The organism is Erwinia sp. OLFS4 (assembly GCF_002752165.1).
Classification (GTDB): domain Bacteria; phylum Pseudomonadota; class Gammaproteobacteria; order Enterobacterales; family Enterobacteriaceae; genus Izhakiella.
The window spans coordinates 1-22,429 of sequence record NZ_MOMB01000018.1; the positions used below are offsets into that span (position 1 = coordinate 1).

Genomic DNA, 22,429 nt, shown 5'->3' on the forward strand with positions numbered 1-22,429 from the left:
TAAGCGTAAGTGAGTTGAAACACGCGGTGGCAGTCACGGCAGCGAAATCTGTCATAGCCTTTAGGGTTCTGACCATGGCGGTAAACCTGAACAGACTGACAACGGGGACAATGAACGTTAACGCTGGCCATAAGAGAACCTCAAAAGCCCGCATTATACATCAGATTCAACCAATTAGAGGCATCACCCAGCAGACTATCACCCCCGGCCTGATAAGGCGCAGCCCTGCCCTGCGCCGTAATAACGGCGACGCCCATCACTCTTATGGGAATATCAGTGCTTACCATTATTTAAATTAAACACATCCTCACACAGAAGAGTGCAGCCTGATGATATTATTGGGTTAATGATAATCGTTCAGCATTCTTATTTAACAAGAATAAATTAAACCATAATAAAACCTCCATTAATAAAAAGTGAATATAAAGAACAACTGGATTAACTTTATTGATCTTTAAATGCCCCTTGGAACAAGGGATATTTCAGCATCAAGTCCAGTGAAACAAATTACCCTCATTATAATTACCAACCATAACATGGTTTATTTTCCTCCATAACTTAATCCAGTGGTTAATGAAAAATCATGGCGCTTAAATTAAAATTAATGACTTATCACAGGCTTAAGAAAAAATAACAGGCCACAATATGTGGCAAAACGTTTCCTTCAACACATTTATTTCTTCTGCACCAGGAATCTCCGGCTTTCCCGATAGACTAAATACGCACATTTTAATCCAAAAATGACAACTCAGGTTACTGGATAAATAAAATTATAACTTAAAATCAAATAGATAATTAATTACCCTTCTAAGTTTATCTCACAATCTGGTCTGACCTGACATAAGTGCAATAAGACATACTTTGTTACTCTCATCCGATGCTTCGCTATTAACCGTTTATTGTAAAAACCGCAGGTTTATGGCCCGATAATAGCCATGAGTTATTTTTATTATCAGACAAGAATTATTTGAAATAGTGATAAAGCCATTACCCCCTTTTCTTTGATAAAGGAAGTTAACCAAAAGGCATTGAACTAATACGACTGAACTTTAATGACATAATTTAGCAAAATCAGGCCTGACCTGAGGATAGCTAAAAAATAAATTTAACCAGACACAACATGTTCTTTATCGAGGAGCTTTAAGGCCATTATGAGTAATACACAACATAAATTAGATAAAGCCAGACCACCCCGTGTGCAAATTACCTATGATGTGGAAATTGGCGATGCTCAAACAGCCAAAGAACTACCGCTGGTAGTTGGCGTAATGGGTGATTTCACTACCGCCGATAACAGCCTGCAAGAGCGGAAATTTCTTAGCATCGATAAAGACAATTTCAACGAAATTATGGCTTCAATGAAGCCCCAGGCTGAATTCCTGGTTGAAAGCGCGCTGCCTGAACATGAAGGCAGCCTGCCTGTCACCTTAACCTTCAATACCATGGATGACTTCTCTCCGGACAATATTGTTCTTCAGGTTGAACCCTTACGCAAGCTGATGGAGTTACGCGATCAGTTAAGCGATTTACGTAATCGTGCTGCCAGCAATCAGCGCCTGAAAGAACAGCTGATGGAGATAGCGCAACAACACAATGCACAAGCAGGTAGCAGCAACGCCGCAGGAGATGACGAGAATGAGTAGCCAGACAACGCTTAATTCCTCAGCAAACGCGGCGTTCAGTGACGATTATCTTAACCAGGTAATTGATAATACCCAGGCCATTCGCCGTGAGTCTGATCGGGGGCGGATGAAAAATCAGCTTAACCATTTCCTCGCCGAACTACTCGGCGGCACGGTAGTGGTCTCCAGCGATTTAATTGGTAGCATTGAGCAACGCATTACCGAACTGGACGCGCTGCTGTCACAGCAAGTCAGCCGTATTATTCATGCCCCGGAATTTCAGAAAAAAGAGGCCTCATGGCGCGGCCTGCACAAACTGGTGCAATCGAGTGTAACCAACAACACACAAATCCGGCTATTGCAGTGTACCAAGCAGGATTTAATTAAAGATTTCAAATCTGCCAGCGACTTCGATCAGTCCATGTTGTTCAAATGCGTCTATGAAAGTGAATACGGCACCTTTGGTGGCACGCCGTTTTCAGCTTTCGTCGGTGATTTCCAGTTCGACAATACCCCGCAGGATATTAACCTGCTGGAGCAAATCTCACACGTTGCCGCCGCGGCCCATGCTCCTTTTCTCAGCGCTATCGCTCCCGGCATGCTGTCGATGAACGATTTTTCAGAGTTACCGTCTCCACGCGATCTGGCAAAGTTATTTGATACCACTGATTACGCCCGCTGGCGTTCTTTCCGTCAAAATGATGACAGCCGCTATATCGGCCTGACCTTGCCCCGCGTACTGGGCCGTATCCCTTATGGCGCCCGCACCATTGCAGCGGAAACCTTCGCTTTCGAAGAACATATTGCCGAAAACCAGACCGGCAGTGACTATCTGTGGATAAACGCCGCTTGGGAGCTGGCGGGTCGCATTGTTGAGTCCTTTGAACAATACGGCTGGTGTGCCTCGATCCGCGGTGTGGAAGGCGGCGGTCTGGTGAAATCGTTGCCCGCTTATAATTATGTCTCGCGCAGCGGCGAACATACTATGCAGTGCCCAACCCAGGTGGCCATTTCCGATCGACGGGAAAAAGAGCTTTCCGATCTCGGTTTTATTCCGCTGGTTCACTGCAAAGGCACCGACTATGCCGCGTTTTTTGCCGTACAGTCGATCAATAAACCGCGTCTCTATAACTCAGACCAGGCCAATGCAAACGCGCATTTGTCCAGTCAGTTGCCCTACATACTCGCAACATCACGCTTTGCTCACTATCTGAAGTCTATCGTACGTGACAAGGTCGGTAGTTTTATGTCACGCGCTGAGTGCGAAATCTACCTGCAAAACTGGATCATTCAGTACGTCGTAGCTTCAGATAATGCCGGCCCCGATACCAAAGCACGCTATCCACTACGTGAAGCAAAAATCGAAGTTGTTGAAGTCCCCGGATGTCCCGGTAGTTACCGGGCTATTGCATGGCTTAAACCACATTTTCAGCTGGAAGGTTTAAGTATGTCGTTACGTCTGGTGGCGGATTTACCCTCTGCCGTCGGCGCATAATTAACTGTAATTACAGGAGCTTAAAATGGCTAAATTGCAAGACTGTCAGTTCATTGAAATTAAAATTGATGGAAAAGTAGTGTCAGGTTCTTCCGAAGAAACAAACTATAAAAACTGGATGGAGGGTTATGCACCTGCTGGCCTGGCCACCATCGCCGGCCCGGATGGCATTTATTTTGATTCTGTTCATATTTCTATTCTTGCCACCAAACAGACCAGTGAGCTGTATGAAAAATATTTAAATCGTGGTTATAAAAACATCACTATCACTATTGTTCATCGTGGTTCTGATAAATTAAATCAAAATTACGAAATTCAGCGCACAGTATATGACAGTTGCAATTTCCAGAGTCTCAACTTTGAAATGCGTGACAAATTTTTCATCGATTTAACCTTTACCTTTGAGGAGTCTGTTCAGGTCACCTTTAATGTTCCTAATACTAAAGACGACGGTCTGGATAAAGTAGGTCCGACAAAATACAGCATTCCACAGAAAAAAATCATCTGATGGATATTTCCGGCCGTTAATAACGGTCGGAGTTCAGGATATTTTTTATGAATGAATCTTTGCTTAGCCGGCTCAGTGATAATCATCCTTTGTCTGAAAAGGATGATTATGACTGGATTCCGGCACCGAATGACGAGTTACTTAGTGAGCTAAAAATGGTGCTGATGTCGCATGCGCGTCAGCCGGATATAGCTCACCGACCATTAATTAATACGTCGATCCTGAATTATGGTTTAGATGCATCATTCAGCGAACTTAAAGTAACGGCAGCAGGTAGCGACATACTGGAAACCCGGCTAAAAAAAATTATCACACGGTTTGAACCCCGACTGAGCCAGATATCACTTATCAGTTCGCAGGAAAGCGCACAGATTATTTGTTTTGTTTTACGCGGCATTTATGCCGCCACTTCAGTGCAACTGGAAATCAAGTGGAATGAATGCACAGGGCGGTTTATTTTCAATGAATAGATTACTCTCTTATTATCAGCATGAGCTCAATTTCCTTAAACAGCATGGTAAAGCTTTTGCCAGCCGTTTTCCCAAAATTGCACGCCGTTTACGCCTTGTCGAAGGTGAAACGGAAGACCCGCACGTCAGCCGTCTGATTGAATCCTTTGCCCTGCTAACAGCCGGTATCCATCAGCGTCTGGATGACGATATCCCTGAAGTTATTGATGCTCTGCTTGCTACGCTGGCGCCGCAGTTTCTGCGTGCGCTCCCCGCGGCATGCATCGTGATGATATCGCCGGACCCTCATAAATCCGGGCTGACGGGTAAGAATCTGTTGCCTGCCGACAGCGCGCTGTTCACCCGGCATAGCAACCCGCTTTCCTGCCAGTTCCAGACGGTTTATCCGGTCACCTTGCTGCCGCTTTCTGTTAATCAGGCCCGGCTAAGTTTTAATAGTGATGAACTGCGCTGGCAGCTGACGCTGACATTTCACGTCTGGCACGGTGCAACCCTCTCTGATGACAGTATCCGGCTTTATCTTCATGGTCCCGCTAATGCGGTGAATAGGCTGTATACCCTGTTATGCGCAGAAGTCAGCATGCTGACCCTGCGCCAAGGTGATAGTCATATCCCGCTGGAGACCAGCGCAATACGTGCTGTCGGTTTCGATAGCGATGAAGCAATGCTCACCCAGGATAAGCGCATTGCCCCCATTCATATCCTGCTGCTGGATTACTTCTGGTTTTCTGACAAATTTTCGTTTATCGACATTCAGCTGCCTGCCGGTTTTACTGCCGCAGGCAATACCCGCTTCGAACTACACGCGGTGTTTCAACGCCATGCCCTAACAGAAAAGCTGGAAAAACTGGTCTCCCTGGTGGACGCCGAATTTTTTCGACTGCACTGCACGCCGGCGGTCAATTTATTTTCCCGTAGCGCTGAGCCCATTACGCTTAATGATGCTATCACGGAATACCCGGTGATTGCTGATACGCGCCATCAGAACGAGCTTGATGTCTGGTCAGTCAGACAGGTCTCTGTACAGCGTAAAATCGATAACCAGATTGAGAATTTTACCGTCATGCCGCTGCTGGAAAGTCACCCGGGTATGGCCGCTGAGAAAGATTCCGGCCTGTTGTGGCAGCTTTCACGCCACACCCTGCCCGGCGCCCGTCTGGCAGGCTATAAACCATTTATTGCCTTTAGCAGTCGCAGCAACACGGCGGCCATGAGACAGAACGATGTTGTTAACCTCAGCGTTTATTGTACTAATCACCGGTTGCCCAACCAGCTGCATTATGGCCACCCTGAGGGTGATTTCGAGCTCCAGGCACCGGTAGCGGCCCTGACCATCACCGCGCTGACTCATCCATCATCCCCGGTTAATCCGCCCGACAAGAGTGACGCTCGCTGGCGATTTTATGCCCAGCTGACACTTAACCATCAGCTATTGCAAGGTGAGCAAGGCGTACAGCGTCTGAAAGAGACCCTGACGCTGTATAACCTTGCCGGAAATGCAGACAAAACCCGCTTGCTGTCACTGATTATTGACTTGCGTTGCCAACCGGTGACCACCCGGCTTATCAGTAATGACCCTCACTCCCTGGCACGCGGAATTGATATCACCGTAGTATTTGCACAGGACGCGCGGGCAGAACCGGACCTATATCTGCTGTGCTGTTTGCTGGACCGGCTGCTGGCGCTATACGCCCCGGTAAACAGTTTTACCCGCATGACCACCTGCATTGAACATGAAAGCCGATCGCGTCGCGTATGGCCAATCCGGGCAGGGAAACTGTCATGGCTCTGATACCCATAGTCAGCCGCTTTAATTTTTATCAGCAAATTCGTCTGCTGCTGCGAAAGCTGCGCGATGGCCGGACAAACGATGCTCAGCTGCTCGACCAGAAATTGCGCATTAGCGCAACCTTGTCACTGGATGCACCGCATGGACAAGTGGCAGAGCTACGCCAGGATAACCCCGGCGATCCTGTACAGGTGACCGCATGGCACCATGGTTTAACCGGTGCGCTGGGTGCCCTGCCAACGGTCTACACTGAATGGCTGATAGGACGTCAACACCGTTATAGCGACTACAGTGCCAAAGCATTTCTCGATATTTTTGACCACCGCCTCTACTGTCTCGACTATCTGGCGTGGCAAAAACATCAGCTCTGTGCCCTGGCTGAATCCGTGGATCTGCCCCCGCTGCAGAATGCCATTCTGTCGCTGAGTGGTTTACTCAACGAGCAGCCAGCGCCAGCACTGGCACAATATGCGGCACTGTTTGCCTGTTCAGCACGTTCAATGGTCAATCTTGAGTGCTGGCTGAGTAACGTATTCAATGTTGACGCCCGAATTATCCCGTTCACCGGCAGCTGGCGCAGCGTACCTGAACAGGAATGCTGTCAGTTAGGTCATCGAGGCAAAACACTGCAGTCAGCGCCGATGATCGGCCGCGTGCGTCTGGAAGCTCACTCACATTTTGATGTGGTATTAGGACCGATGTCACCGGAAACCGCACATCGCTTTATGCCGCCTGCAGACAACTGGCAGACCGCGTGGTCATGCATTCGCGATTATGTCGGCCCGGTTATCGACTTCACTATTTCCCTGACCATCAGCAGCGCTGAACTCAAATTACGGCCACTCGGCGTGGGTGCGCTGGGGTTAGATCTATGTGTAGGCCATAACAATACCTCACACCTGCATCAGGTGCGGTTGCCTGCCCCCAATGTTATATCAGGATGCCCTGTATGAAATTGCCCGATTCACTTAGTCTCTATCAGGAAAATCACTTTTTACGCTGGAATGGTGATATCGCCGCCGCGCTGCTGCTGGTGGCGATTAAGGGTCAGGAAGCGCTGTCTTCACCGTTTATTTATGAATTACGCTCCCTGACTAAAAAAAGTGAACGCGAGCTGGCGCACTGGCATGGTAAAGCGGTCTCCTGCCGGATCGGCGATGGCAGCCATAACCTGGCGCAACGCGTGCTACACGGCGTAGTGACAGGTATTCGTTACCGCCAGCGAACCCCGGATGAAGCGGAATGCATACTGACGCTGGAACCCGCACTTTCCTTGCTAAAGATGGGCCGGGTCATGCGTATCTGGCAGAATATCAGCGTGCCTGAGCTGGTCCGTACCCTGCTCGCCGATCACGGCATCACCCAGCTGGCGCTGCAACTACACGGCAACTATTCGCCACGGGAATATTGTGTGCAATATCGCGAATCTGCCGCCGGATTCATTGACCGCCTGCTGGCGGAAGAAGGCATTTACTACTACTTTCGCCACAGTGAATCCGGACACACGCTGGTTCTGGCGGATCATAGTGCCAGCCACCATCCGATTTCCGGCGACCGGCTAATCTGGCACCATCACGGTAATATTATTACGCCCGGCAACATTAGCCAGTGGACATCCAGCGCGTCACTCCTGCCGGCCAGCGTCAGCCTGCAGGGCGTCAATATGCCACAGGCGGCCGCCATTGATAACCAGCAAAACGCCAGCGGCGCACAGCCAAAGGCGGATACGGTGACCTGGACAGATATCACTCCGCAAGGGGAGCGGGAGCAGATTTCACAGGCGGCAAAACAGCTTATGGCGGCACACGAGGCAAACACCCGCATTTTTGAAGCGGAGGTGAAGGCCCACTGGCTGACCAGCGGTGAAACATTCACGTTCACCGGCCACCCTTCCGGCGATCGCAGCTATCGCATTCACGCACTGCACTTCAATGCCGTCAATAACTTTGACGGAAACGCCAGCGATTACCAATGCACGATGCAGGCTATGGTGAACGACCAGCCCTGGCAGCCACCGGCCCCGTCGCGACCGGAAATTCCTGGCATACTCAATGCCACCGTGGTCGGCCCGGCATCTGAAGAAATTTATACCGATGAATATGGCCGTATCAAAATTCAGTTTCCCTGGGACAAAAACACGGCGCATGACGATACCTGTTCCTGCTGGGTACGGGTCAGTCAGCCCTGGAGCGGAGGTCAGTTTGGCGTTCAGTTTATCCCACGTATCGGTAGTGAAGTCCTGGTCAGTTTCGTTCAGGGGCATCCGGATTACCCGCTGGTGATCGGCACGCTTTTTAACGGACAAAATAAACCGCCGTTTGCGCTGTCACAGGAGAAAACCGAAAGCGGTTTTGTGACCCGCAGTACCCCCAAAGGTAATGTCAGTGATGGCCATCGCCTCAGCTTTAACGACAAAAAAGGCGAGGAACGCCTGACTATTGTGGCGCAAAAAGACCTGTTACTAACGGTAAAAAATGATGCCAGCACCACCATTGCGGCTAATCGCACTACCGAACTGACCGCAGGCAATGACCAGCTGCTACTGAAAAAAGGCAACAGGTGCGTTGCCCTGCAAAATGGCAATCTGCAACACCAGATAAGCGGTAATGCCAGTACGCAAATCAGTCACGGCAACTATGCCGTGCAGGTCACCGGTGGCAGCGGCAGCATTACTACCGACCGCGCGCTGACGCTGGAATCCACACAATCCATCGAACTAAAAGTGGGCGCTAACAAAATCAGCATTTCACCAAGCGGCATATCAATTAACGGCATGATGTTAACGCTTGAAGCTTCCGCCACTGCTGAGCTGAAAGCAGCCATGACCACGGTTTCAGGCAGCGGGATGACCCATATTTCCGGCGGCATCATTAATATTGGTTAGGGACACACCATGACAACTTCACCAGGCACACTCTGTGACAAGCCGCTGTGGCACGCCGAGCTGCAACAGTGGGCACAACGCTTTTCTCCCCAGGTACTCGGCACCCGGCTGGCGCTTTTATTACGCCAATGCCCCCCAGCAGACGCAAACCGACAGGCACTGCTTGATGCCATTATTCAGCAGTATCGCCAGCCAGATGAACAACGGCGCTGGCATATTTTTGAACAGGCAAAAAAGGCAGGATTCAACACTGCGACGGGAGCGCTGGCACTGTCTTTGTTCTGGTCTGCGGGCAGTATGGCGCCAGAAGGACTGGCCCCCGTCTATCCGCAACCCCATCTCAGTCCACAAATGTTGCAATGCGCACTGCTGCTGTGCGCAACTCAGCTGGCAGAGAACCCGGCTGAAGGAGTGCAACAGTTAATTGCACGGGCAACAGCCCTGGAGGTCGCATAATGCCACAACCCGCTGCGCGTATCTCCGATATGCATGTGTGTCCGATGGTTACACCTGCTACCCCGCCGGTTCCCCACGTAGGGGGGCCGATTCTGCCCCCCGGCGTCCCCACCGTGATCATTTGCGGCATGCCGGCGGCCACCGTTGGCGCGATGGCCGTCTGTGTCGGACCGGTCGATACCATCATTATGGGCAGCATAACCGTGCTGATTGGTAACAGACCCGCTGCCCGCATGGGTGACAGCTGTGCCCACGGCGGCACGATTATCACCGGTTGCCCAACGGTATTAATTGGCTAACGAGGAATAGATGATGTTGTCAGATCTTACTGCCCTGCTGACGCCTGTGAGCGCACAAAATCCTGTGGGCAATAATCTGGAATATGAAATGTTGTTCGACCAAATCCGTCAGGCGCGGCAAAGCGATCCCGATTATCTGCCGCAAGATGAATGGTCGGTCAGCGAACCGCGAACTGCCGACTGGGTTCAAACCCGCACGCTTTGTGAAAACGCGCTGACTGAGCAGACCAAAGATCTGCAGATCGCCTGCTGGCTGACAGAAGCCATGCTCCACCTGCATGGTCTGACAGGCCTTAGCCAGGGCATTGACTTCCTCAGTGAATTTATCTCCCGTTTCTGGTTCCAGTGCTGGCCATCACTGACGGAAGGCGGCATCGCGATACGCCGTAGCAAAATAGTGCGTCTTGATCGCGATGTTGCTCATGAATTGCTACGTATGCCGCTGCTCTCTCACCCCATCAGCACACTGAGTCACTGGCGTCAGGTACTCGCATTCGAACACAAAATTAACAGCCAGCCGGAGGCGCGTGATGAGCTGATCAGCCAGGATGGCGATCTCGCTATGGACAGCTTCAACCAGCAGGCTAAACACTTTTGCCCGATTGAAATTGGCAAACAAATGGCGCTGATTGACGCACTGAACGGTGGGTTAAGCCAGCTGGAAGAACGCTATTTTTCCCTAAGCCAGGACAGCGAAGGCGAACTGTTTAACCAGACTCGTCTGACGCTGAAAGATATCGCTGACTATCTGCAACGTCTGGTTCAGCGAGTCATTCCTGTCGCCGCGCCGGTGATGATGGAAGAACCCGGCGACCAGGACGAATGCGTTCTGGTTGCCGCAAAGGCGGCGGTGTCCGCCGTGCCGTCGTCGTCTCAGACCATGAACCGCGAGCGGGCAGTCAGCCAGATGCGAATTATTGCCGACTATTTTCGCCAGTCTGAACCATCCAGTCCGGTGCCGTTTCTGATGGAGCGTGCCGCACGCTGGGCTGGCATGACCCTGACGGAATGGCTGGAAGAAATGCTCAGCGATAGCAACAGTATTAATGAAATCAATAATGTATTAACAGGACAGCCCCACTGATGCGTGCCATATTACCTTTTATGCTACTGCTAAGCATCGCACTGCTGAGCGGATGCACTACAGATGATAACAATGCAGCCAGCAGTGAAAAGCAGGCCATTGAACAAGCCCCGACCCCATTCGCCCAGGGCGCCATTGCGCTGGACATTCAGACCGATCCGAACTTAAACGCCGTGCATGGTATCGCCAATAGCTGCACGCTACTGGTGATTCAGGCAAGCAAATCCAGCACGCTAAATAACCTGCTTAACAGTCCTCCACGGCTGAGAACGCTGTTTAGCGATGCCGGCGGTGGCGACGATATTCTGAAAGTCGATCGCTATTCTGCCATGCCAGGGCAGCGCATTACACTGCACATCGATCGCAGTCAGAACAGCCGTTATGTCGCCATTGTCGCCGGTTATTACCCGTTTCCACAACAACAACATCGTCTTCTGGTGGCCATTCCGGTAATCAGTGAAAGTGATGGCTGGTGGAACAAAACCTGGCATGCCCGGCTCCAGCCGCTTTATCTCAGGTTACGCTTAGGCAGCGATAGTATCAGTCAGTTTGAGGGAGCAAAGCCGCTGCCGCTGGTGAGCAACACCAGTAACACCTTGCCAGATACGCCTGTGCGGCCAGCCGGAGGTGCGTAAGATGTATCCTGAGATGCAGCAAATATACTGGTACAGCGGCGTTTATCTGCAGCCACAGCATTTGCAGTCAGTGGACCTGCATCATAATTACATGCTTTCCCGGCAGCGCCAGCTTGCTCAGCCGTGGAATGTCGGTCTGATTCAGTGTGATTTTAACCCGGAAACACTGGTAGGTTTTTCACTGAAAATTGAACGTCTTCAGGCAATTCTCCCCTCCGGAGATTACCTCGAATATCCAGGTAACTGTGCCCTCCAGCCCAGACAGTTTCGCGATGCCTGGAAACAGCTGGAAAAACCGTTCACCCTCTGGCTGGCACTGCGTCGCTTTGACCCCGGCCATGCCAACGTCGGTGACACGCCTAACAGTCGCTGGCTCAATCCACGCCAGGAAGAGGTGATGAAAGATGTCTATTTTACCGGGCCGGAGTGCAGCGTTTCGCGCATCCTTTATAACTTACAAATTCTCAGTGATGAAGAAAAACAGGCGGTAGTCGATTGTGAATTTTTACCGCTGTTGCGGCTGCGCATTGAAAATGACTGCGTGGTCAGCGATAGCGGATTTTGTCCGCCGCTGGTGACGCTTAATGGCCACCCGACGCTGAAGACACTGCTTGATGGCCTGTACGCCGAACTGGCCAACCGCGCCTGGCAATTAGCCGAGTATAAACGTCCCGACCAGTTGAGAAAGGCAAACCCGGGTGATATGAACCAGCTGCTGGCAATGCGCTCTCTCAACCGGATATTGCCGCTGTTATTACATTACTGCCGTGCGCCCAACATGCATCCATGGCCTGTTTATGGCCTGCTGACACAACTTATCGGCGAACTTTCCACTTTCAGCGAACAGTGTGATTTTAACGGTGAATGGCAACACGAAGCGCCATTAATGCCTTATGACCATTTCAGCCTTTATGACTGCTTTAGCCACGCCCGTAAGGTGATTATCGCTTTGCTCAACAACCTTACGCTGGAAGACAATACCTGGGTGACACTCAGCGTCGATGATCAACAGATATTCCGCGGAGACTTACAGTCACTGCAATGGCATAAAACCCATTCGGTACTGCTCATGCTGCGCTCAGAAACCTTTACAGCCAGCGATCAGATCGACTGCTGCAGCTTCAAGATTGCCCCATGTTTATCAATACACTCGCTGATTCAATACGCCTTACCTGGCATCGCCACCGCCCGACTCAATCCTGCGCCACGCGGCGTTCCTCTGCGCCCGGATGCGTTTTATTTTCAGCTCGATCAGCACGATAATCTGTGGAAAAACATAGAACAAGAAAAAGATATCGCCTTTTACTGGGATCACGCGCCGGACGATCTGCAGGTACAGGTCATTTTCATGGGAGCAGAATAATGACACTGCTTGATAGCTACATTCCCGTTTTCAAACAGGTAATACAGATAACCGGCGATCCACAACGCTTTAGCGAGTATGAAGCCAGCCGTCAGACCTGCATCACGCTTTTTGAGCAAGCCAGTGAAAGCGCCAGTAAGCTGCCCGTTAGCAAAGCAGAAATCAGCGCAGCCAGTATGGCGGTTATTGCCTGGCTTGATGAAATGATCCTGTGTTCCACCCTGCCATGGCGCAAGCGCTGGCAGGGTGAACCGCTGCAACGTAAATTTCTCAATACCACCCTCGCCGGCGAAAAGTTTTTCACCCTGATGGCGCAGCTTGATCCCCCGCATCACCAGGCACGCGAGGTTTTTTTGTTCTGTCTGCAGCAGGGCTTTCATGGACAATACGCTACCCTCGAAGATCGTCCAGCACTGCAGGCTCTGATTGAGGAACAACGCCGCCTTTGTCTGCCAGAGGCATGGTTATACTGGCCAAATGAAGCATTAATCATACCCGAACTGCCGGTGCCAGTGCAGAGTGTCACACAGCGTCTGCGCCCCATCCTGACAATGTTGTTCGCCGTGGTGGTGACCTATGCCGCGCTCTATTTTTCCCTTAACGACTATGTGTCCTGATCGCTATGTTAAAGAAATTAGCCTCTTTTACTGGCTGGCTGCTGGTACTGACACTCTCACTGATATTTTGTTTCACCTTCGGTCTGTGGCTGAACTGGCACACCCCTGCCATTATTCTGTTCTGGCTGATGCTGCTGCTATTATCCAGCGTGTTATCCGGCGCCTGTTACGCCCTCAAAAACCTCCTCTGCGGAAAAAAAGGCCACCGCTGGCTGGAAAAATACCGCTTATCACGGCGTGAATATGTTCTGCTGACACACTGGAAACGCGGTGCCAACATTATTAAGCGTATTCGTCGCCAGCAATCCCCCTTGCCCTGGTATGTGCTGATTGGCAATCGCTGCGGCAAAAGTACGCTGCTGGCCAGTGCCGGTGTTCCACACTTTGATGATGAAAACAGCGATATTATCGCCGCGCCGACGCGCACACTTCACTGGTGGTTTTTTCGTCACCTGTGTGTGCTGGACCTGTCAAGTAACTTCCTCAGTGGTGATGCTGCCATGCGCCAGGCATGGCGTAAGCTGATGCGCTGGTGCATGCGCTTACCGGCACCCACCGGCATTATTGTTGCCATGCCGATCGGGGCACTGATGAGTAATGATCTCAGCGCATTACATGTGCTGATGCGACAGCACCGTGCACTGATTGAACCGCTGATCCACCGTTATGGCGAGGGTATTTCACTCTCTGTGCTGGTGACTCAGTGCGATAATTTTCCGGGCTTTAGCCTGTGGTGTCGCCAGCTGTCTGACGCCCAGCGACAGCAGCCGTTGGGCTACTGCTGGCCAACCCCCCCGCATATTGACGGTCAGGATGAACAGGCGCTGCATCCCCTTTTTTCCGCCATTAAAACCGGCATGGCGCGGACGCGTCTCAGTATGGGGCGACCGTCTGCGCTCAGTGAGCAGGATTACGCCATGGTGCTCGATTTTCCGGACACTTTTGCCACGCTGGAAAGCAAACTGCGCTATGCCCTGGCATCACTGTGCGAACCTAATGCCTATTTCAGTCATACTCGCCTTAACAGCATCTGGTTTTGTGCCAGTGAGCCTCATCAGGACAATCTGACGCGACGCGAAGGCGTGTTCATCCACAAATTACTGAGCGGCCATCTGCGCGAACTCAGTCTGCATCAGGGGATTCAGCGCTGGTATCAGCGGCCGCGTGCCAAATTTGCCTGTAGCCTGTTATCGGCCCTTTGCGCCATCTGGATTGTATACAGTGCCTGGCTAACATTCGGTCGTCTGCAACCGGATGTGGCACAAATGTCAGCGGATAATCTGGCCGACTTTCTGGCCCATGATGAACGTTACTCGTCGCTGTCATTAGCTTACCTTCCTTTTCAGCCACTGCTTAATAAACAGCACCGTCAGGCCGAGTGGCAGCTATTGTCTCTGCCCTCGCTGCCGAGGCTGATTACACCGACCACCGCCTCTTTCCGCCAGCGTTTTATGGCGGCACCTGCACGACAACAGCGGGAAATGATCCTGCAACTCACTCATGCTATTCTTGTCTGGCAAAAAATGCGTCGGCATACCACGCTGGACGCCCTGCACAATGTGGTCCCCATTGCCATACCATTACAGCAACGTGACTATCCGGCTACGCTATCTCCGCTAACGGTGATGGCGCTTGAGCGCGGCTATATTCGTCGTCCCGAAGGGGCAATCTGGCTGCAGCGCGCGCGTAATCTGCTGGAAGGCCTGGTTAATCAGGACCAGACGCTCAGCTGGTTGCTGGCAGCTGATAGCCGATTTCCGGACTTACAAGCGGCGCGATTCTGGCCTGCTTTACCGGATAATCTGGCGCTCAATGGCCGCTGGACCCAGGCAGGGCAAACTACCCTCAGTAGCTGGATGTCGCAGATTGAAAACGCTGTTGGCCATCCGGTTGCGCTGTTCCATCAGGCGGCTATTACCAGTACCGCACAGCGGCAGGATGCCTGGAAACTCTATCTGATTGACCTTGCCGCCCATCTGCAGGCTATGACACCTGCCACTATGCCGCTGTCGCGGCTGGTTGCGCTGGGACAAAACCAAAGTCAGGCCATGCAGTTTGTTGCGCACTGCCTGCAGGAACTGCAGGATATTCCTGGCACACAAGCCCAGCCGTGGTTGTTGACGCTGCGACAACTGCATCAACTGGCGCTGGACAGTCAGAGTGCCGGCTTACTGCACCGTGTCAGTAAAGTCGATCAGCAGGTTCGCCGGTCATTTATTGCCTGGTTGAAAAAAATGCCGTCACCAGCCACTAAAAACAGGATGCAGGCCGATAATCATGTCTGGTTACAGTGGTTGAATGCCCGTAACAGCGCGGTAGCTGAAGCTGTAGCCCAGGGCAAACTCAGTCCTGACCTGACGCGCGGCCTGTTCAATCCTCAGCAACAGGCCGCGACAGCCAATCCTCTCAGTACGCTGTTACCGGCACTGGTCACCTTGCAGGAGCAGCTAACGCCGCAAAATACCGATGCGGGTATTGCCGCTGTCTGGCAGCTCTATCAGGACGATGCTCACCATCTGCTCGGCCATGCAATGGCGCAAAGTGCCTGTTGGCTTAATTCACAGTGGAAAAGCACGGTGATCTGGCCACTCAACAACAGCAGTACATTGCACAGCTACGAAGAACAGCAGACGCAAAGTAAAGTACTAGTGAATGCGTTTTTGCTCGGACCGGCAAAGGCCTTTCTGGTTAATGGTACTGACGGCCAGACCGCCGCCGACTATGCTGGCATGCCCTTCCCGCTCTCAGCCAGTTTTATTGATTTCCTGCGTCACGCATCCTCCCCCGAAATGATGCAGGATGTGCCTCAGCGTCCCTCAACGCTGACCAGCGATCGGCGCACCTTACTGCAAGGGCAGCGCGATGCGCTGATCGCCGAACGCAGTGCGCTGGAAAACGCACGCTGGGGGATCACGGTCTCCAGTCTGCCCGCCACGGTTCCCGGTGGCGCCAGCGTGCTGCCGATTGGTACAGCGCTTACCCTGCACTGTCAGAAAGGTGACCAGCAGCTAAGCAGCATGAACTTTGCAGATCAACAGAATTTTGACTGGCAACCCGGTCACTGTTCTGGCGTCAGCTTAAAGGTATTTTTCCCTGATTTTACTGCCAGTTACCAGCTTGTAGGCGATAACGCCTGGCCGTACTTTCTGCGCCATCTCAGTAACGGGGAAATGCGCCTCGACAGTGATGAATTTTTTGATAATGCCGCGCTACTGCATCAGCTAAGAATAGAAAACATTCTGGTGCGTTTCACCCTGTCCAGCCCGCAACAGCTGGAGAGCGCCTGGCGTCACTGGCGAGAAATAAGCCGCAAGATCGCCGCTGTTGATGCACAAATTGCCGGGCTGGATAGCGATGCTGAAACCGTAACCTTTAACCCACTTTCCGCGCTGCCCGAAGATATTGCGCAGTGTCAGTAACATATGTCAGGAATCACTATGAACCCGCATTTAAAATCTGTCATCAGTAAGCTCAACCCACTCAGCCGTACGGCTTTGGATTGTGCCATCAACCATGCTGCTGCCCGCCAGCATAGCGAGGTTGGGCCGCAACATCTGCTGCTGGCACTCCTGGCCCAGGAAAAGCCGCTATTTGATAGCCTCGGTCTGCAAGCTGGATTAGGGTTAGCCGGGCTGTTTGAGGTATTAAACATGCAACTGGAACAGATCCACACAAGTTCTGCCACTATGCCGGTATTATCAGCGGAATTAGTCGACTGGATCGTTGACAGCTGGCTGCTGGCCAGCGCCGGCTGGGGACAACAGCAACTCTGTCCGGCGGCACTGATTAGTACCCTGTTAGACGAAGACAATCATGCATACCTGTCACCCCAGCTACGCCAGGCCCTGCAATGCGATCGCACACAAGCCAAACAACAATTGCAAAGCCATAACACCGCCACGCCGCCTTATCAGCGTGATGAATCCACATCTGCGCTGGCAAAATATACCCGTAATCTGACTGAACAAGCGCGTAACGGCCAGCTTGATCCGGTACTGGGGCGTGAAAATGAAATCCGTCAGCTCGTGGATATTTTGCTGCGTCGTCGCCAGAATAACCCGATTCTAACCGGTGAACCTGGCGTCGGGAAAACCGCGCTGGCCGAGGGACTGGCGATGCGCATCGTTGCCGGTAACGTGCCGGAATTATTAAAATCGATGGAAGTCATGACGCTCGACCTCGCTTTACTTCAGGCGGGTGCCAGCGTGCGAGGTGAGTTCGAAATGCGCCTGCAATCACTTCTGAAAGAGGTGTCATCTGCAGCGCAGCCGATCATTTTATTTATTGATGAAGCCCATACCCTGATTGGTGCAGGCGGTGCTGCCGGCCAGAATGACGCCGCCAACTTACTGAAACCCGCGCTGGCTCGTGGTGAACTGCGCATTATCGCGGCGACCACCTGGGCTGAGTATAAAAAATACATCGAAAAAGATGCGGCACTGACACGGCGCTTTCAGGTTGTCAGGGTGGACGAACCGGATATTACCAGCGCAACCATCATGCTACGCGCCATGGCCGGGCCAATTGCACAGCATCACAATATTCTGGTGCTGGAAGAAGCCATTCATGCAGCCGTCACGCTTTCAAGTCGCTATATCACCGGGCGCCAGTTACCGGATAAGTCGGTCAGCCTGCTCGATACCGCCTGCGCACGGGTCGCCGCTTCGCAAAGCCACATTCCGAAAGAAATTGAGACTATCACGGTCCAGCTGGCAGCTATTCACCGCGAATCTGTCGCGCTGAAACGGGAAAACGCTGCGATTGCCTTACAGCAAAAACTGGCGCAAAAGGCCATCGATTTGCAGCACCAGCTGGAAGCGCTGGAAGAGGAATGGCTGTTACAAAAAGCACTGGTTCAGCAGCTGCGCAGCAGTATAGAGCCTGATGATTTCATCGGTGCCCGCGCGGCGTTATCCGCGCGCCATCAGCGGCATGCCATGGTATTCGGCTGTGTCGATGCCACCTGCGTGGCAGATGTTGTTTCCGACTGGACCGGCATTCCGTTAGGCCGCATGCTGGAGAAAGAATCCCGGCAGCTCGATGCCCTGGCTGAACGCCTCGCCGCACGTGTTCTCGGCCAGCAGCATGCGCTGCGGCAAATCGCGCAACATATTCGCATCAGCCGCGCCGGCATGGGTGACCCACTCAAACCCACCGGCGTATTTCTGCTGGCAGGCCCCTCCGGTACAGGCAAAACCGAAACGGCCCAGGCCCTTGCAGAATTGTTGTTTGGCGGCGAACGTAGCCTGGTATCTATTAATATGACTGAATATCAGGAAGCACATTCGGTCTCCGGCCTGAAAGGCTCGCCACCGGGCTACGTGGGTTACGGCCAGGGCGGGGTGCTTACCGAGGCTGTACGCCGTAATCCCTACAGCGTGGTATTACTGGATGAGGTAGAAAAAGCCCATCCTGACGTAATGGAGCTGTTCTATCAGGTATTTGACAAAGGCACGCTTGAAGATGCAGAAGGGCTGCAGATTAACTTTCGTAATACGCTGATTATTATGACATCTAATCAGGGTGCTGCCGCGCTTTGTGCGGCGGTAGAAAAAGGAGAATCTCACCCTGACGCGCTCGATAAGCTAATCCGTCCGCAGCTTGAACAGGTATTCAGCCCCGCCCTGATGGGTCGGCTAACCCTCATTCCTTATCTGCCGCTGGATGCTGACACCCTGGATGCCATCATTGCCATAAAGCTGGATCGACTTTGTCAACGCTATCAGCAGGTAAGCGAAGCAGATGTGCGGCCTGGCTGGTCTCCACGGGTGGTTAACTGGATAGCTGAACGCTGTCAGCTGAAGCAAAGTGGTGCACGCAATATTGACCAGGTGCTCAACCAGCATTTACTTCCACTGCTGGCCGGACAAATTGCGGATAATGACCGTCGCGCAGCGGTTAAAATTGATGTCAGTAAAAATGGCCTGACCGTACGCAGTAAGAAAAATAAATCATGAAAACCGTACGCTCCTCAGCGCTGGCATTAATACTCAGCATACACAATTATCATCTGCGTGTGGGCCTGGCTACCTTTCTCTTTGCCCTGTCTGAGCCGGAAAGAAAAATGATGCTACCCGTTTATTTTTGCCAACCGTTTCCAGATAACTTATACAGGAAGTAACATGCGTAAACACACCGTATTTTCTCATCAGGATGAATTACAACAAATAACACAATTAATCGAGAAAACATTTATAAAAGAAAACGCCTATGCAAGCCGGACTAACTCTGGCGATATGACAGAGCGGCTTAACACCGCAACACATGCTGCCCATTTTCTTTATCTGCCGTATTCACAAGATGACTTCCGCCGTGCGCCTGTTGTCGCTCAGGGGAGTATTGGCACCGTTCGTGATATAAAAAACGACTTATTATTAAAAGAATATAATGGTATATTTAATACCCAGTATACATCCAGACTGGTTAGCGCCGTATTAAACACCGAAGGTTTTAATCGCTACTATGGTACAGGTGCTGGCCAGTTATTGTATCTCGATTGTGGCAATGGCCATGCCCGGGTTGCCTGCAAAATGAAAAAAATCCCAGGAATAGCCCTTGATACCGCATTGAAAAATAATAACCTTCCACAGTTGAAAGCGATCGCAGATGAAATATCAGCATGTAACTGGCCCCAACGACTTGCCACACTGTTAAAAGAAAAAGGCATTGAGCATAATGACATTAACATGGGAAATATTCTCTATAGCAAAGAAAATGGATTTTCATTAATTGATTTTGATTCAGCATCGTTTCTTACCGCAGGAAACATGCTTAGTCAGGGACAAACTGAAACACTGCGCAAAAACCTCCAGCATCAATTCAATGAAGTGGAAAGAGCTTTGAAAAATAAAGGCGTGTTACAATCCACTGTTTTTCCCAGCCATATCCATCCTGCCCCCCTGAGCCAGAATAAAACAGAAGGTTCCATTAATATGTTAACCTTCAAGAAAAATTTGAAAAAAAGATATAAAAGACAATATGGCAGTAACACTCAACCGAGGACTGATTATGAGGCTGCCATTGATGCAGCCAGAGCAGGAAAGTGTATTACATCAGCCGCAGAAAACAGTTTAATCATGGAGAAAAATCACTCCCGGCGCTACCGGGAATGGATGAACATTACAACGGATAATTTTTTCTCTGCTTACCATGCACAGCATATCAGTCAGTCAGGATTTTTAAACTTCGCATCAATAAACAACAGACAAATTAATATTCATCATACTGCCTATATCCATAAGACTGATAATAACAACACGCTGTTAGTTCATATTAATGGTCCCTTACTGGATCTTCATTTCTTCAAAAGAAATAGCCGTCCGCAATGCTGGGGAGGAAAAAATATTTACGACATAAGCTGTGGGCATACAGCTACCATTAATAGCTATCTGTTTGAAAATCGATATGTGTTCTACTACACACCAGGGGAATACATCAATGCGCAATTTATTAGCCCAGCCGGTTCAACCGCAATGCCTGTCCGGACAAGCTGCTGGTGAGGGCTATCAATTCCACCCGTTGAGTATTTTCTGTCGCTACCCCTGATGATGACAGAGCTTAATAATGAGTGCAGATATCTTCCAGTGCGACCGCCGGCCGCAATCCGCCGCCCGCACCAGCGCCGGCAGATCGTTTTCGCCGCTGCGCGCAACAACATGGCTGACTTAATGCAGAGCCTGAAATCTTAAGATCACCAGTGGATAAGCTGGCTATGACCGCCGCTATACAGGACTTAGCTGTGTGATTTTTGCGTTAAGAATAATAACTATCTGTGACCGGATGTCAGCGTCCCAAGGGGTCAGCCCTGGCCGCTGACAATGCAATTATTTGTTTAGACTTATTTTTTACTGACAATAGCCATGCCATGCTTTTCATCCACGCCAGTTGCCATATTCAACCCTTCTGAATACGCGGTTAATCTTGTTTCCTTAGCGGCACTATTTGCTAAAGTGCTGGTCATATTTAGCATAGCTGTAGAGCCTGGAGAAATGAGGGAATACTTCTTTATGCGGATACAAACACTCATTTCACAAAAGGTTCGTTATGAAGCACAATGGTCGGTTCAGCAGCTGCTTACTCCACCCACGCTACTGGTTTACCTGGTTCGGTCTGGGGCTTCTCTGGCTACTGACTCAGCTTCCCTATCCTCTTTTGATGCGGCTTGGTGCGGCGGCCGGCAGACTTTCGCGCTTTTTTCTGCGTCGGCGTGAACGGATCACCCGTCGTAACATCGAACTGTGCTTTCCTGGCCTTGGTGAATCGGAAAAAGAGCGCATGATTGCCGGTAATTTTGCCTCGCTCGGCATGGCACTGGCTGAAACCGGTATTGCCTGGTTCTGGTCCGATCGTGCCGTAAAAAAACTGTTCCAGGTCACCGGTCTGTGTCATCTGCAGCAGGCCCGACAGCAGAAACGTGGGGTAATGGTGATCGGGGTTCATTTTATGTCACTGGAGCTGGGTGGACGTATCAGCGGATTATGTCAGCCTATGATGGCTATGTATCGTCCGCACAATAACCGGGCAATGGAGTGGGCGCAGACTAAGGGCCGGATGCGTTCAAATAAAGCCATGATCAATCGCCACGATCTGCGCGGCATGGTGCAGGCACTGAAACAGGGTGAAGCGGTCTGGTTCGCACCGGATCAGGACTATGGCCCAAAGGGCAGCGTGTTCGCCCCGCTGTTTGCTGTAGAAAAAACCGCCACCACAAACGGGACCTTTGTTCTTTCCAGACTGGCCAGACCGGCAATGCTGTCAATTGTGTTAATTCGCAATGCCAATAATCACGGCTATCAGCTGATTATTGATCCACAGCTGGAAAACTATCCACTTTCTGATGAAATCGCAGCCGCCGCCTATATGAATAAAGTCATTGAAAGCCAGATTCTTCGTGCTCCGGAACAATATCTGTGGATGCATCGCCGCTTTAAAACCCGCCCTGCCGGTGAAATGTCCTTATATTTCTGAGTCAGCCTGCCTGTCATCACTTTCACCCCGGATGCGGCTTGCAGATCGGGCTATGTCCCGTCGGTGATGCCTCCAATTAGTAGAACATGTGTTTCTCGATAAACGCTCCAATGACTTTTTCGTGGATCTCAACTGAGCGCGAAAAGCAGATTGTTTTACGAGCCAACCGTTTAATGCGGGTGCGGAGCGTCAGGTTATTACGTTCAATGCGTTGGGTGAAAATTTTGCCCGTCAGATGCT

General features: G+C 51.1%; 20 protein-coding genes. 17 read left to right on the plus strand and 3 right to left on the minus strand.

The features are described from left to right. Positions 1-131, minus strand: a 131-nt coding sequence (locus BL249_RS05675; protein WP_342633895.1) for an IS1 family transposase, incomplete at its 3' end; no start/stop codon positions are given. A 1,020-nt stretch (positions 132-1,151) separates the two neighbouring features. Here BL249_RS05675 and tssB point away from each other — a divergent pair. The 16 genes from tssB to BL249_RS05755 all read left to right on the plus strand — a co-directional run bounded on the left by tssB (position 1,152) and on the right by BL249_RS05755 (position 20,721). Further along, the gene (tssB, locus tag BL249_RS05680) at positions 1,152-1,643 is read left to right on the plus strand and encodes a type VI secretion system contractile sheath small subunit (RefSeq protein WP_099707504.1); all 492 of its coding nucleotides are present in this window, start codon (positions 1,152-1,154) and stop codon (positions 1,641-1,643) included. Beyond that, a complete protein-coding gene (gene tssC, locus BL249_RS05685) occupies positions 1,636-3,117 on the plus strand; it encodes a type VI secretion system contractile sheath large subunit (RefSeq protein WP_099707505.1) in 1,482 nt (493 codons plus the stop codon). Before tssB ends, tssC begins: the two co-directional genes overlap by 8 nt. 25 nt (positions 3,118-3,142) lie before the next feature. Beyond that, positions 3,143-3,625 (plus strand): hypothetical protein, encoded by a 483-nt coding sequence (locus BL249_RS05690; RefSeq protein ID WP_099707506.1) that lies wholly within the window; start codon positions 3,143-3,145, stop codon positions 3,623-3,625. 47 nt (positions 3,626-3,672) lie between these two features. Further along, positions 3,673-4,095, plus strand: coding sequence for a hypothetical protein (locus BL249_RS05695; protein WP_099707507.1), 423 nt, complete (start codon positions 3,673-3,675; stop codon positions 4,093-4,095). After that, positions 4,088-5,887, plus strand: a complete 1,800-nt coding sequence (gene tssF / locus BL249_RS05700; protein ID WP_099707520.1) for a type VI secretion system baseplate subunit TssF — start codon at positions 4,088-4,090, stop codon at positions 5,885-5,887. Before BL249_RS05695 ends, tssF begins: the two co-directional genes overlap by 8 nt. Beyond that, on the plus strand, positions 5,878-6,837 hold the full coding sequence (gene tssG / locus BL249_RS05705; protein ID WP_099707508.1) for a type VI secretion system baseplate subunit TssG: 960 nt from the start codon (positions 5,878-5,880) through the stop codon (positions 6,835-6,837). The genes tssF and tssG overlap by 10 nt, the downstream gene beginning before the upstream one ends. Then, positions 6,834-8,768: a type VI secretion system Vgr family protein gene (locus tag BL249_RS05710; protein WP_099707509.1), complete on the plus strand. Its 1,935-nt coding sequence runs from the start codon at positions 6,834-6,836 to the stop codon at positions 8,766-8,768. The genes tssG and BL249_RS05710 overlap by 4 nt, the downstream gene beginning before the upstream one ends. Positions 8,769-8,777: 9 nt before the next feature. After that, positions 8,778-9,224 (plus strand): DUF6931 family protein, encoded by a 447-nt coding sequence (locus tag BL249_RS05715; protein ID WP_099707510.1) that lies wholly within the window; start codon positions 8,778-8,780, stop codon positions 9,222-9,224. After that, positions 9,224-9,523: a PAAR domain-containing protein gene (locus tag BL249_RS05720; RefSeq protein WP_199073434.1), complete on the plus strand. Its 300-nt coding sequence runs from the start codon at positions 9,224-9,226 to the stop codon at positions 9,521-9,523. The genes BL249_RS05715 and BL249_RS05720 overlap by 1 nt, the downstream gene beginning before the upstream one ends. Before the next feature lie 10 nt (positions 9,524-9,533). Further along, positions 9,534-10,607: a type VI secretion system protein TssA gene (gene tssA / locus BL249_RS05725; protein ID WP_241898843.1), complete on the plus strand. Its 1,074-nt coding sequence runs from the start codon at positions 9,534-9,536 to the stop codon at positions 10,605-10,607. Then, positions 10,607-11,242: a type VI secretion system lipoprotein TssJ gene (gene tssJ / locus BL249_RS05730; RefSeq protein ID WP_099707513.1), complete on the plus strand. Its 636-nt coding sequence runs from the start codon at positions 10,607-10,609 to the stop codon at positions 11,240-11,242. The genes tssA and tssJ overlap by 1 nt, the downstream gene beginning before the upstream one ends. Position 11,243: 1 nt before the next feature. Then, positions 11,244-12,605 (plus strand): type VI secretion system baseplate subunit TssK, encoded by a 1,362-nt coding sequence (gene tssK, locus BL249_RS05735; RefSeq protein WP_099707514.1) that lies wholly within the window; start codon positions 11,244-11,246, stop codon positions 12,603-12,605. Next, positions 12,605-13,222 carry a DotU family type IV/VI secretion system protein gene (locus BL249_RS05740; RefSeq protein ID WP_099707515.1) on the plus strand — a complete coding sequence of 206 codons (618 nt, stop codon included), beginning with the start codon at positions 12,605-12,607 and terminating at the stop codon, positions 13,220-13,222. The genes tssK and BL249_RS05740 overlap by 1 nt, the downstream gene beginning before the upstream one ends. A gap of 5 nt (positions 13,223-13,227) precedes the next feature. Next, positions 13,228-16,641, plus strand: a complete 3,414-nt coding sequence (locus BL249_RS05745; RefSeq protein WP_099707516.1) for a type VI secretion protein IcmF/TssM N-terminal domain-containing protein — start codon at positions 13,228-13,230, stop codon at positions 16,639-16,641. Between the two features lie 18 nt (positions 16,642-16,659). Beyond that, positions 16,660-19,179, plus strand: a complete 2,520-nt coding sequence (tssH, locus tag BL249_RS05750; protein WP_099707517.1) for a type VI secretion system ATPase TssH — start codon at positions 16,660-16,662, stop codon at positions 19,177-19,179. 165 nt (positions 19,180-19,344) lie between these two features. Continuing rightward, a complete protein-coding gene (locus BL249_RS05755; RefSeq protein WP_099707518.1) occupies positions 19,345-20,721 on the plus strand; it encodes an OspG family effector kinase in 1,377 nt (458 codons plus the stop codon). 338 nt (positions 20,722-21,059) lie between these two features. On the opposite strand, the gene BL249_RS19365 is transcribed toward BL249_RS05755, so the two are convergent. Continuing rightward, positions 21,060-21,191, minus strand: a complete 132-nt coding sequence (locus BL249_RS19365; protein WP_256385454.1) for a hypothetical protein — start codon at positions 21,189-21,191, stop codon at positions 21,060-21,062. 74 nt (positions 21,192-21,265) lie between these two features. On the opposite strand from BL249_RS19365, the gene lpxP reads away from it, so the two are divergent. Further along, positions 21,266-22,189, plus strand: coding sequence for a kdo(2)-lipid IV(A) palmitoleoyltransferase (gene lpxP, locus BL249_RS05760; RefSeq protein ID WP_099707519.1), 924 nt, complete (start codon positions 21,266-21,268; stop codon positions 22,187-22,189). A 76-nt stretch (positions 22,190-22,265) separates the two neighbouring features. Here lpxP and BL249_RS05765 read toward each other — a convergent pair. Continuing rightward, a partial coding sequence (locus tag BL249_RS05765; RefSeq protein WP_241898819.1) for an IS1 family transposase occupies positions 22,266-22,429 on the minus strand: 164 nt, incomplete at its 5' end.

What these genes read in the sequence shown, in the direction of transcription:
- tssB (WP_099707504.1), top strand. Translation starts at nt 1,152, where the DNA reads ATGAGTAATACACAACATAAATTAGATAAAGCCAGACCACCCCGTGTG.
- tssC (WP_099707505.1), top strand. Translation starts at nt 1,636, where the DNA reads ATGAGTAGCCAGACAACGCTTAATTCCTCAGCAAACGCGGCGTTCAGT.
- BL249_RS05690 (WP_099707506.1), top strand. Translation starts at nt 3,143, where the DNA reads ATGGCTAAATTGCAAGACTGTCAGTTCATTGAAATTAAAATTGATGGA.
- BL249_RS05695 (WP_099707507.1), top strand. Translation starts at nt 3,673, where the DNA reads ATGAATGAATCTTTGCTTAGCCGGCTCAGTGATAATCATCCTTTGTCT.
- tssF (WP_099707520.1), top strand. Translation starts at nt 4,088, where the DNA reads ATGAATAGATTACTCTCTTATTATCAGCATGAGCTCAATTTCCTTAAA.
- tssG (WP_099707508.1), top strand. Translation starts at nt 5,878, where the DNA reads ATGGCTCTGATACCCATAGTCAGCCGCTTTAATTTTTATCAGCAAATT.
- BL249_RS05710 (WP_099707509.1), top strand. Translation starts at nt 6,834, where the DNA reads ATGAAATTGCCCGATTCACTTAGTCTCTATCAGGAAAATCACTTTTTA.
- BL249_RS05715 (WP_099707510.1), top strand. Translation starts at nt 8,778, where the DNA reads ATGACAACTTCACCAGGCACACTCTGTGACAAGCCGCTGTGGCACGCC.
- BL249_RS05720 (WP_199073434.1), top strand. Translation starts at nt 9,224, where the DNA reads ATGCCACAACCCGCTGCGCGTATCTCCGATATGCATGTGTGTCCGATG.
- tssA (WP_241898843.1), top strand. Translation starts at nt 9,534, where the DNA reads ATGATGTTGTCAGATCTTACTGCCCTGCTGACGCCTGTGAGCGCACAA.
- tssJ (WP_099707513.1), top strand. Translation starts at nt 10,607, where the DNA reads ATGCGTGCCATATTACCTTTTATGCTACTGCTAAGCATCGCACTGCTG.
- tssK (WP_099707514.1), top strand. Translation starts at nt 11,244, where the DNA reads ATGTATCCTGAGATGCAGCAAATATACTGGTACAGCGGCGTTTATCTG.
- BL249_RS05740 (WP_099707515.1), top strand. Translation starts at nt 12,605, where the DNA reads ATGACACTGCTTGATAGCTACATTCCCGTTTTCAAACAGGTAATACAG.
- BL249_RS05745 (WP_099707516.1), top strand. Translation starts at nt 13,228, where the DNA reads ATGTTAAAGAAATTAGCCTCTTTTACTGGCTGGCTGCTGGTACTGACA.
- tssH (WP_099707517.1), top strand. Translation starts at nt 16,660, where the DNA reads ATGAACCCGCATTTAAAATCTGTCATCAGTAAGCTCAACCCACTCAGC.
- BL249_RS05755 (WP_099707518.1), top strand. Translation starts at nt 19,345, where the DNA reads ATGCGTAAACACACCGTATTTTCTCATCAGGATGAATTACAACAAATA.
- BL249_RS19365 (WP_256385454.1), bottom strand. Translation starts at nt 21,191, where the DNA reads ATGCTAAATATGACCAGCACTTTAGCAAATAGTGCCGCTAAGGAAACA.
- lpxP (WP_099707519.1), top strand. Translation starts at nt 21,266, where the DNA reads ATGAAGCACAATGGTCGGTTCAGCAGCTGCTTACTCCACCCACGCTAC.